The organism is Streptomyces sp. NPDC048258, from assembly GCF_043201995.1.
In the GTDB taxonomy this organism is placed as follows: domain Bacteria; phylum Actinomycetota; class Actinomycetes; order Streptomycetales; family Streptomycetaceae; genus Streptomyces.
Genome location: NZ_JBICZH010000016.1, coordinates 165,206 through 175,479 on the forward strand (window position 1 = coordinate 165,206; position 10,274 = coordinate 175,479).

Genomic DNA, 10,274 nt, shown 5'->3' on the forward strand with positions numbered 1-10,274 from the left:
TCTCGTACGTCGTACGCGCACCTGCGTCAGGAGCACTGTGTACTCGAACCGCAAGACCGCCGTCACCGCCGCAGCCCTGCTCGCGGCAGCCGCCGCCCTGGTCGCCGGCTGCGAGCGCGGCCCGTCGGCCGGCACGGGGCCGTCCGACGCCGGCGGTTGCCCCGGCACCCTCGCGAAGGCCGGGACGGCCGTCCAGCGGGCCGAGAACACCGATGCGTCGTGGACCGGCCCCACCAGCGGCCCCGCGGCGGTGTCCGGCAGGACCGTCGTCTACGTCGCGCAGACCATGACCAACCCTGGTGTCGCAGGCGTGACGAAGGGCGTCGAGGAAGCCGCGAAGGTCATCGGCTGGGACCTCCGGGTGATCGACGGGGAGGGCACCCCCGCCGGCATCCAGGCCGCGCTCAGCCAGGCGATCACCCTCAAGCCCGCGGGCATCGTCATCGGTGGCTTCGATCCCCAACTCACCTCGCAGCAGGTGGCGCGGGCCGAAGCGGCGCGGATCCCGCTCATCGGATGGCACGCGGTGGCTTCCCCCGGCCCGAGCGAGAATCCCAGGCTCTTCACCAACATCACCACGAACGTGGACGACGTGGCGAAGATCAGTGCGGACTGGATCATCGCCCGGTCCAAGGGCGACGCCGGAGTCGTCCTTTTCACCGACGACTCGATCCCCTTCGCCAGGAACAAGTCCGAACTGATCAAGAAGGAGCTCGCCACCTGTTCCGGGGTGCGGATCCTGGCCTACGAGAACATCCCCATCCCGGACGCGAGCAACCGGACCCCCCAGGCGGTCTCCTCCCTCCTGTCCCGCTTCCAGGACACGTGGACGTACTCCGTGGCCATCAACGACCTCTACTTCGCCGACGCCGCCCCGGCCTTGCGCGCAGCCGGCGAACCGGGCTCCGGCCCGCCCTTCAACATCGGCGCGGGCGACGGCGACCCCTCCGCCTTCCAGCGCATCAACAGCGAGCAGTTCCAGGCCGCCACCGTCCCCGAGCCGCTGTCCCAGCAGGGCTGGCAGATCATCGACGAGTTCAACCGCGCGTTCGCCGGCCGGCCCGCCAGCGGCTATGTCGCCCCGGTCCACATCGCCACGGCCGACAACAGCCACGGCTCCACATCCTGGGATCCGGCCGGCTACCGCGAGGCGTACCGGAAGATCTGGCGCAAGTAGCGGCACGACGGCCGGCCTGGTGGGCCGTCAGGCGAGCGCCGCTGCCAGCAGCTCGGCGGTCTCGGCTACCAGCGGGTCGTCCGCTCCGGCATCCGGCCGGGGCTTGGTGGTCAGGACGGCCATGACGATGGGCGCCCCCTGCGGGGGCCACGTGATGCCCGCATCGTTGTTCGTCCCGTACCTCCCACCACCGGTCTTGTCCGCCAGCGTCCAATCTGCCGGCAGGCCGGCCCTGAAGCGGTCCGTGCTGGTCGTGTTGGCCAGCAGCCAGTCCGTCAGCAGCGCCCGGTCCCGGGGTTCGAGCGCGTCTCCGAGCACAAGGTGCTCGTAGGTCCGGCCGATGGCCCGCGGGCTGGTCGTGTCCGTCAGCCGGTCGGGCTCCGCGGAGTTCAGGTCGGGCTCCCAGCGGTCGAGCCGGGTGGTTCGGTCCCCCACCGAACGACAGAACCGGGTGACCGCGCCGGGGCCGCCCAGTTCACGGAGCAGGAGGTTCGCGGCCGCGTTGTCGCTCTGGCAGATCGTGGCGGCGCACAGCCGGCCGATGGTCATGCCCTGGGCCAGGTTCTCGGGCAGCCCGGTGACCGGCCCGTATCCGGAATCCCTCACGTCCCGCTCCGTGTAGTGGAGGTGCTTGGCGAGCACCTCTCCGTCCTGGTCCAGGTCACGGAGCACCGCCGCGACCGCGAGGGTCTTGAAGAGCGAGCACATCGGGAAGAGCTCGTCCGCCCGGTACAGCACCGTCCTGCCGTCGGCCGTGTTCCGGGCGAACACTCCCAGGCGGGCGGAGTGCCGCAGTTCGAGCGTGCGAAGCTGCCGCAGGATCTTGTCGCGCCCGGCCCGGGGGGCTGCGAATGCCGTGCCGCTGAGCGATAACCCTGCCAGCGCCGCGCCGGCCCCGACGGCCAGCACGGCGCGGCGGGTGGGGCGGACTCCTGCGAATTCCACGATGCGATCTCCACTTCTGTTCCGGTCCGTATGAGAGCGAGGACGCAACAGGAGTCCAGGTGGTTCACTCCGGCACTGGTGCCGGCTGTAGAAGCGGTAGCCGTCCGTGCCGCCCAGGCGCTCCGGGGGCCGCACACACGGCAGTTGTGGCCGGCGGGTACGGTTTCGGCATGGACGTTTCCGCAACAAGTGCGACCGCCGACAACGTGACGCCGTCGACGGTGATCAAGGACACCGCGCGTCAACAGCTGGTGAAGACGGGTGCCGGAGGGCTGTCCCTGGATGCCGTGGCGCGCGACAGCGGTCTTGCCGTCGCCGAGGTGGAAGCCGTCTTCCCGCACCGGGACGACCTGTTGACCGCGCTGGTCATCGACGCCTACAACGCGTCCGGCGCCGCGATGGAGCAGGCGGACGCGGCCGCCACGGGCGCCGGTGCCTCGGCCGGTGCGCGGCTCCTCGCGGTCACGCGCGCGCTGCGGCAGTGGTCCTTCGACAACCCCGCCGAGTTCACACTGATCTACGGCTCGCCCGTTCCGGGCTACCACGCCCCGCAGGACACGGTCCCGCCCGCCTCGCGCACCCCCGCGGTACTCGCCGGCATCGTGCGGTCGGCGCTGGAAGGCGGTGAACTCACCCCGCCCCGGCGGACGGTGCCGGGCCCGCCGCTGCTCCTGCCCGCGGCCACGGAGCTGTTCGGCGGCGTGCCCGAGGCTCCGTTCTCGGACATCCTCGAGCGTGGCATCGTCCTGTGGAGCAATCTGATCGGGCTCCTGGTGTTCCAGGTCTTCAGCCGTACCCACGACAGCGTCAGGGACGAGGCCGCGTTCTTCGACTACGCCATCGCCGTGGCGGCCGAGAGCATCGGACTCGTCGTCCCCGTGGGCGAGACGAGCGACTGAACCGTGGCCGCGGGGGTTCGGCGGGTGGTGCCGCCGAGCCCCCGCGGCCGCGTCCGCCACCCGACGCGTCTCATCCCGGTGTCCGGAATATGAACACGTCTACCCGGCCTCAAGGACGGACGCCTACGCTGGCCTCGCAGCTGGTTCGCCCCGTCCGCCAGGCGGGATGCGTCGTAAGAGGGAACCCGGTGGGAATCCGGGACTGCCCCGCAGCGGTGAGCGGGAACGACCGCCGTCATACGCACTGGACCCGAGCCGGGTCTGGGAAGCGACGGCCAGTAGGTGCCGCCTCTTGAAGAGGCCGGTGTGCCCGCGAGTCCGAAGACCTGCCCGTTGCCCGCACGCGACCGTTCGCGTGCGGATGTCCCGGCGACCTCGTGGGCGGGTCGGTGTGCATACCAGGCGGGCGTCCGCGCGTACCCATCCGTACGCGGCGAAGGCGGCCCGCCCGGTCCGTCACCCTTCGCGTCTTCGTATCCGTCTCCGGGATGCCATGGAGACATGCTCGCGAAGGAGAGTTCCGTGACAGACAAGTCCGCGGCAGCGACCGCACAGCCCACCGTGTACGGCTACCCCCGGCAGGGGCAGAACCGTGAACTGAAGAAGGCCGTCGAGGGCTACTGGAAGGGCCGCGTCAGCGCCGAAGCCCTCCGTGAGACCGCCCGGGACCTGCGGCGGTCGAACTGGCGCCGGCTCGCCGAGGCCGGCATCACCGAGGTACCGACCGGCGACTTCTCGTACTACGACCACGTGCTGGACACCAGCGTGATGGTCGGCGCCATCCCCGCCCGGCACCGTGCCGCGGTCCAGGCCGACGCCCTCGACGGCTACTTCGCGATGGCGCGCGGCACCCAGGACCTGGCGCCGCTGGAGATGACCAAGTGGTTCGACACCAACTACCACTACCTCGTACCCGAACTCGGCCCCGACACCGCCTTCACCGCCGACCCGAGCCGCCAAGTGGCGGAGCTGCGCGAGGCCCTCGCACTCGGGCTGACCGCCCGGCCCGTGCTCGTCGGCCCGATCACCTACCTCCTGCTGGCCAAGCCCGCCCCGGGCGTTGCCGCCGACTTCGAGCCGCTGACCCTGCTCGACCGGCTGCTGCCCGTCTACGCGCGGGTCCTGGCGGAGCTGCGCGCCGCCGGCGCCGAGTGGGTGCAGCTGGACGAGCCCGCCCTCGTCCAGGACCGGAGCCCGGCCGACCTGGGCGCCGCGGCCCGCGCCTACCGCGAGCTCGGCACGCTCACCGACCGGCCGAAGCTGCTGGTCGCCTCGTACTTCGACCGGCTGGGCGAGGCACTGCCGGTACTGGCGAAGGCGCCCGTCGAAGGGCTGGCGCTGGACTTCACCGAGCGGGCCGCCGCCAACCTCGCCGATCTCGCCGCCGTGGGCGGCCTGCCCGGCAAGCGGCTGGTCGCGGGCGTCGTCAACGGCCGCAACATCTGGATCAACGACTACGCGCAGTCCCTCGCGACGCTGGGCACCCTGCTGGGACTTGCCGACCGCGTCGACGTCGCCGCGTCCTGCTCCCTCCTCCACGTCCCGCTGGACGCAGCCGCCGAACGGGACATCGACCCGCAGGTCCGCCGCTGGCTGGCCTTCGCCCGGCAGAAGACCACCGAGATCACCACCCTGGCCCGAGGCCTCGCCCGGGGTACCGACGCGATCGCCGCCGAACTCGCCGCCAACCGGGCCGATCTCGCTTCCCGCGCCAACTCGGCGATCACCCACGACCCGGCGGTACGGGCCCGCGCCGCGGCCGTCACCGACGCCGACGGGCGCCGCTCCCAGCCGTACGCCGAACGGTCCGCCGCCCAGCGCGCCCACCTCGGCCTGCCCCTCCTGCCGACCACCACCATCGGGTCGTTCCCGCAGACCACGGAACTGCGCACGGCCCGCGCCGATCTGCGCGCCGGACGCATCGACACGGCCGGCTACGAGGAGCGCATCAAGGCCGAGATCCGCGAGGTCCTCGCCTTCCAGGAGAAGGCGGGCATCGACGTACTCGTGCACGGCGAGCCCGAACGCAACGACATGGTCCAGTACTTCGCCGAACAGCTCACCGGCTACCTCGCCACGCAACACGGCTGGGTCCAGTCCTACGGCACCCGCTACGTCCGCCCCCCGGTCCTCGCCGGCGACATCTCCCGCCCCGAGCCGATGACGGTCCGCTGGACGGGGTACGCCCAGGCTCAGACGGACAAGCCGGTCAAGGGCATGCTCACCGGCCCCGTCACCATGCTCGCCTGGTCCTTCGTACGCGACGACCAGCCGCTCGGCGACACCGCGCGCCAGGTCGCCCTCGCCCTGCGTGACGAGGTGAACGGCCTTGAGGCCGCCGGGACTTCGGTGATCCAGGTGGACGAACCCGCGCTGCGCGAGACCCTCCCGCTCCGCGCCGAGGGTCACGCCGAGTACCTCGCCTGGGCCACCGAATCGTTCCGCCTCACCACGAGCGGCGTCCGGCCGGACACCCAGATCCACACCCACATGTGCTACGCCGAGTTCGGCGACGTCCTGCAGGCCATCGACGATCTCGACGCCGATGTCATCAGCCTGGAAGCGGCCCGCTCGCACATGCAGGTCGCCGACGAACTCGCGGGCGTGGGATACCCGCGCGAGGTCGGCCCCGGTGTGTGGGACATCCACTCACCGCGCGTGCCGTCCGCCGCGGAGGCGGCGGCCCTGCTGCGGAAGGGGCTTGAGGCGATCCCCGCCGAGCGGCTGTGGGTCAACCCCGACTGCGGCCTGAAGACCCGCGGCTGGTCCGAGACCCGCGCCTCCCTGGAGCACCTGGTCACCGCGGCCCGAGAGGTTCGTACGGAACTTCCCGCCGTCTGATCCCGGGCGAGCCGGGAAGAGCGCCGACCGCGCTCTTCCCGGCTTCGGCTCCGGCTTCGGCTCCGGGGGTGGTGCGGGCGACCGCGCGCGGCGAGCCGGTCCGTCCGGGCCAGACCAGACCCGGCCATGCCTCACCCGGCCCGGTCGCAGGTCGCCCCCCTGCACGGGTGGCCGGATCGTGCCCTTGCGGCCGTCGCCGCGCAGCACCGCGTCGATCCGGGCGTTGACCGAGGCGGTGCAGCGGCCCGCCGTGATCAGCTCGCGGAGCGCGTTCACCAGCGCCGTCTGGTCGCGCGCGGTCAGGGCCGCCGTGCAGCGTCGGCCGCCCTGGCCGGCGTGCACGGCGACGGCGTGCCAGTCGGCCTGGGTTTCCCGCTCAGGTACCCGGAACCAGACCGTCTCGTACAGTCCGGCCCGCACCCATTGCTCGCACACCGGCCGGAGCTGCTGGTCCACCGAATCCCAGGGAGCGCCCTTGGCCGCGCGGATGGCGGTGCTCAGCCTGCCGGAAAGCGAGGTGAGCTCTTCCAGGACGGTGTAGCCCCCGAGGTCGTACCAGGCATCCACCTGCCGTGCCCGTGTCGCGTCGGAGACGGGTGCGTCGGGAACGGCCGCGAGCTGCGCCGTCTGATTCTGGGAGCCGACGAGATCGACCGTGAAGGTGAGGGTGCGCAGCCGGAACGCATCGGCCGTGCCGCTGAGCCCCACGGCCGCCGCGCAGAGCAGACCGACGGTGACGCGCTGGGTGCGGGTGACGCGGGCCGGGGTGCGCGTGGCCGTCGCGCGGGGCCGGGGCGCCCGGACGCGTCGGTGGGCGGCGGAGGCCATGGCCGCGGCGCCCGCGACGGCGGTGGCGAGGACGGTCCCCAGAACGAGGGCGACGTTCAGCACGTAGAGGAACGGGAACAGCGGCAGCTGCCAGGCCGATCGCCACGCGCAGCTGTCCTGAAGGACGTTGAGGGGCCCGGAACAGCCGTCGAGGGAGGCGAGGACGGTCACCCCGACGAACCCGAGCACGGTGGTGCTCTGAGCCGCGATCAGGCTGCCCAACAGCTTGAACCGGCCCGTCCGCGCAGCCGCCGCGAGGGCGGCGAGCCCGGCCGGCCCGCTCAGGGCCAGCAGGGTCCCGGCCGTGTAGCGCAGCGCGAACAGCCCTCCTCGCGCCTCCGGTACCGGCTGACCGGTGTGCAGGTACGCCTGGACGCCCACGAACGCGGCCCAGGCCAGCACCCCGCCGAGCAGCCCCGGCAGCAGCACCCGCCGCAGGGGCGGCACCACGTCGCCGGAGGGCGGCGCGGCCGGACCGGGGTGCCAGCGCGGCCGGGCCGACGCCGGGCCGACCGCCCAGGCGGCCAGCGGTACCACCCACAGCACGGTGAGTGCGAGGGGTATCAGGTGGATGGAGGTGATGCTGCCCAGGAGGGGCAGTACGGTCGTGATCCCCGGCACCCGGCCCGGGTCTCCCGACGGGGCCGCCGATGGGAACCAGTTGAGGACCCATTGGGCCACTCCGGCGGCGCGCGCGGTGAAGCCGCTCGCATACAGCGTCCCCATCAGGTGCCACCAGGCGAGCCAGAGGGCCAGCGCGGGAACGACGGCCAGCAGACCGACCAGCACGGCGGTCCGCAGGGTGCGGCCGCGCCAGGTACGGGTCCACAGGTGGGCGCACTGCGTGATCCACCATCCGAAGGCCATCCCCACAGCCACGGGCAGCAGCAGGAGCTGCGGCCGCTGCGGCAGCCACACCCCACTCCCGCCCGAACTGGTGAGTATGGTGCCGGCCGCGATGCCCGCTCCGAGCCACCCTCCCGCCCACCAGCCCGAGGGCACCCGGGCCCCGGTGAGGACGGCGTACGCGACCGCCCGCCACAGCGCGATCCCGGTGATCGCGGTGACCAGGGCGGCGGACACGATCGTGATCACCTGGGTCACGCCGACCGTCGCCAGGTTGTACGGCGCCAGGTAGTACAGCAGGTGTACCTCGACGAGCACCACCGTGGTGCCGGTGAGGAAGAACGTCAGGGCAGGGGTGCGGAAGAGCGGTGCGGGGTCGGTCAGGGCACCCCGGCGCAGGCCCCACTGCGGGTGGGTGCGCCACAGCGCGAGGAACGGAGCGAGGGCGCGGCGCACAGGCCCGGCTGCCTGCCGGGAGGTCTCGTCGGCCCAGGCGTGCGGGTCCGCGCCCCAGCGCAGCGCGGTCAGGTCGGCGTAGACCTCTCGGCTTCGCAGGACGTCCGAGCGGGCGAGGTGGACGAGCGCGACCGTGAAGACGGTGAGCATCAACGGCCGGTCCAGCACCGGCACGCGGCCGTCCGCGAGGACACCGTGGATCACGTAGCCCTCCCGGAGCAGGTAGGGCAGGAGCACCAGGGCGAGGAAGACCCGCCACAAGGTGACGGTGGCGTACGTGAGCGTGATGTCACGGTTGGCGACGTGGGCGAGTTCGTGCAGCAGCACCGCGCGGAAGCGCGCGGGGGCGCGGTGGCGGCCGGCGAGCAGGCCGCCGTGCAGGCACACGACCGGGCGACCGGTGCGGCCGAACACCACCGCACCGGCCCCGGTGGCGGCCGGATCCACGACCACCCGGGGAATCTGCGCGAGGCCGGTGGTGACGGCCAGCTCGGCGAAGAGCGTGCGCAATTCACCGTCGGGGTCCACCGCCTCCAGCGGGACGACCCGGCCGGGCCGGGCCTTCCACCGGGGCAGGAGCAGGAAGAGCAGGACGGCCGCTACGGTCAGCAGTACGGGCCAGCCGGCCAGCTGCCACCAGGGCGGCGGGGGTGCCCAAGCGGACTGACAGAGCTGGTAGGCGACGGCCTGACTGACGGTGCGTGCGGACTGCGTCCAGGAGGAGTCGGCGGGGTCCGCCCCGGCGGCGAGTTCACAGCCGGTCCGGTCGGCGTCGGCCAGACCGATGATGACGGTCAGCATCATGGAGCCGCTCGCGGCCAGCAGCAGGAACAGCAGAGTCGCGAAGCGCACGCTCGTACCGGCGCCCAGCACGCGCTCGTCGATCCGGGGCGGGGACACGGGCGGGACTGCGGGTACGGGATCCGGCCGCTTCCCGGTGGCGCCCATCCTGCCCGCCTATCCCTGGCCGCCGGCGGGCGCGGCGCCCGGGGCCGGAGCGGGGGTCCCCGGGGCCCCGGGTGGCTCCGGGGCTGCCGGGGTCGGGGACGGCTCCGTGCTCTCCCCGCCCGGTGCGTCGGCCAGCGTCAGCCGGGTCACCACGGCGTCCGCGATCACCTCGGCCCGGCCGGCGGAGAGCCCGCGCTGTACCGCCGACGCGCAGACGAGGGCCCGTACCTCGGCCAATTGTTCACGGGTCAACGGCGGAACGGTGACCGGTGCGGCGGGACGCCGCAGGAGCCGCCGCAGGCCGGAGGTGACGCGGGCGCCGGCGCGGTCCAGGGCCGCGTTCACCATCCGCTGGCCTATCTGATCCAGCACCAGCCACACCACCGGGGTCACGAGCACCGCGACCTCGCCGGCCCCGAACCCCAGCGGCTCGCGCCGCCGGCCCCGGCCGCTCAGGCGCCGTACCACCGTCGCGTCGTCGAACCGCTGGAGGCCGGCCAACAGCGGCAGTTCCTCCGGTGCCAGCTCGGTGACGGCCGAGCGCACCAGATCGCGTACGAGCGCGTGTCCGGCTCCGTGTCCTTGCTCGTGTCCGGCGGTCCTGCCGTCGCCGAACGTGTCCGTTCCCGATGCCATCACGTCCTCCTCTGGTCTGCCATCGGCTCCCGGCCCGGCCGGGACCGCCCACTGTGACACGGTAGGTTGACGGTCCGACAGAGGTCGTCCGGGCGGATCGACGGCAACGCCGTGACCTGCCGTTCCACCACCGGACTGCCCCCGGGCACACGCGAACAGCCCGCACCGATCCGAGAGATGAACAATCAATGACGCTGAAAGAAGGCCAGCGGGTCAAGCTGGCGGGGGACACGAGGCTGACCGATCTGGTGGCGATGACGGGGGACTCCTCGACGTCGGCGGGGACCGTCGCCGGGTCCCTGTCTCTCGCGGCGGGCACCGAGGGCACCGTCGAGCGGGTGGTCGAACACGAGCATCAGAGCCAGGAGGCCCGCGAGTACGAGCGGCTCAAGTCGCTTCTCGACGCCTTCGGCCAGGAGATGCCCACGGAGAGCAGGAGGCAGCTCGAAGAGCAGGTCAGCTCCCTGGAACCCGAATGGATCGCTTACCAGGAGCAGAGGCTCCGCGTGACGGTCCGCGTCCGCTTCGACAACGGGTTCATCCTCGACGACGCACACGAAGACGTCTTCACGCCCGCCTGACCGGGCCGGCCCGCGACGCACGACTAGGGCCTGTGTGATGTCGTGATCAGTTCCTGGGTTCTGTCCTGTTCGCAGGTTGGAATCCGGTAGGACTGTGGTCGTGACACGCAGGCAACT

The 10,274-nt window shown here is 72.5% G+C and carries 6 protein-coding genes, 1 pseudogene and 1 riboswitch; of the genes and pseudogenes, 4 read left to right on the plus strand and 3 right to left on the minus strand.

Annotated features, from left to right (window positions below):
- Positions 1 to 37: 37 nt before the first annotated feature.
- A complete protein-coding gene (locus ACGFYQ_RS30630) occupies positions 38 to 1,177 on the plus strand; it encodes a substrate-binding domain-containing protein (protein ID WP_393749413.1) in 1,140 nt (379 codons plus the stop codon).
- Positions 1,178 to 1,204: 27 nt separating this feature from the next.
- Here the strand turns inward: ACGFYQ_RS30630 and bla are convergent, their stop codons facing one another.
- Positions 1,205 to 2,122, minus strand: a complete 918-nt coding sequence (bla, locus tag ACGFYQ_RS30635; protein WP_393749414.1) for a class A beta-lactamase — start codon at positions 2,120 to 2,122, stop codon at positions 1,205 to 1,207.
- 170 nt (positions 2,123 to 2,292) lie between these two features.
- On the opposite strand from bla, the gene ACGFYQ_RS30640 reads away from it, so the two are divergent.
- A complete protein-coding gene (locus tag ACGFYQ_RS30640) occupies positions 2,293 to 3,021 on the plus strand; it encodes a TetR-like C-terminal domain-containing protein (protein WP_393749415.1) in 729 nt (242 codons plus the stop codon).
- 124 nt (positions 3,022 to 3,145) lie between these two features.
- Positions 3,146 to 3,370, plus strand: a riboswitch (cobalamin riboswitch).
- A 173-nt stretch (positions 3,371 to 3,543) separates the two neighbouring features.
- On the plus strand, positions 3,544 to 5,862 hold the full coding sequence (gene metE / locus ACGFYQ_RS30645) for a 5-methyltetrahydropteroyltriglutamate--homocysteine S-methyltransferase (RefSeq protein WP_393749416.1): 2,319 nt from the start codon (positions 3,544 to 3,546) through the stop codon (positions 5,860 to 5,862).
- A gap of 2,067 nt (positions 5,863 to 7,929) precedes the next feature.
- Here metE and ACGFYQ_RS30650 read toward each other — a convergent pair.
- Together ACGFYQ_RS30650 and ACGFYQ_RS30655 are read right to left on the minus strand one after the other, a co-directional pair.
- Positions 7,930 to 8,940, minus strand: a pseudogene (locus ACGFYQ_RS30650) (M48 family metalloprotease); the annotation flags it as partial.
- A gap of 9 nt (positions 8,941 to 8,949) precedes the next feature.
- The gene (locus tag ACGFYQ_RS30655; RefSeq protein ID WP_393749417.1) at positions 8,950 to 9,576 is read right to left on the minus strand and encodes a hypothetical protein; all 627 of its coding nucleotides are present in this window, start codon (positions 9,574 to 9,576) and stop codon (positions 8,950 to 8,952) included.
- Between the two features lie 188 nt (positions 9,577 to 9,764).
- Between ACGFYQ_RS30655 and ACGFYQ_RS30660 the strand changes: the two genes are divergently transcribed.
- Positions 9,765 to 10,157, plus strand: coding sequence for a hypothetical protein (locus tag ACGFYQ_RS30660; RefSeq protein WP_393749418.1), 393 nt, complete (start codon positions 9,765 to 9,767; stop codon positions 10,155 to 10,157).
- Positions 10,158 to 10,274: the final 117 nt, after the last annotated feature.

What these genes read in the sequence shown, in the direction of transcription:
- ACGFYQ_RS30640 (WP_393749415.1), top strand. Translation starts at nt 2,293, where the DNA reads ATGGACGTTTCCGCAACAAGTGCGACCGCCGACAACGTGACGCCGTCG.
- ACGFYQ_RS30655 (WP_393749417.1), bottom strand. Translation starts at nt 9,576, where the DNA reads ATGGCATCGGGAACGGACACGTTCGGCGACGGCAGGACCGCCGGACAC.
- ACGFYQ_RS30660 (WP_393749418.1), top strand. Translation starts at nt 9,765, where the DNA reads ATGACGCTGAAAGAAGGCCAGCGGGTCAAGCTGGCGGGGGACACGAGG.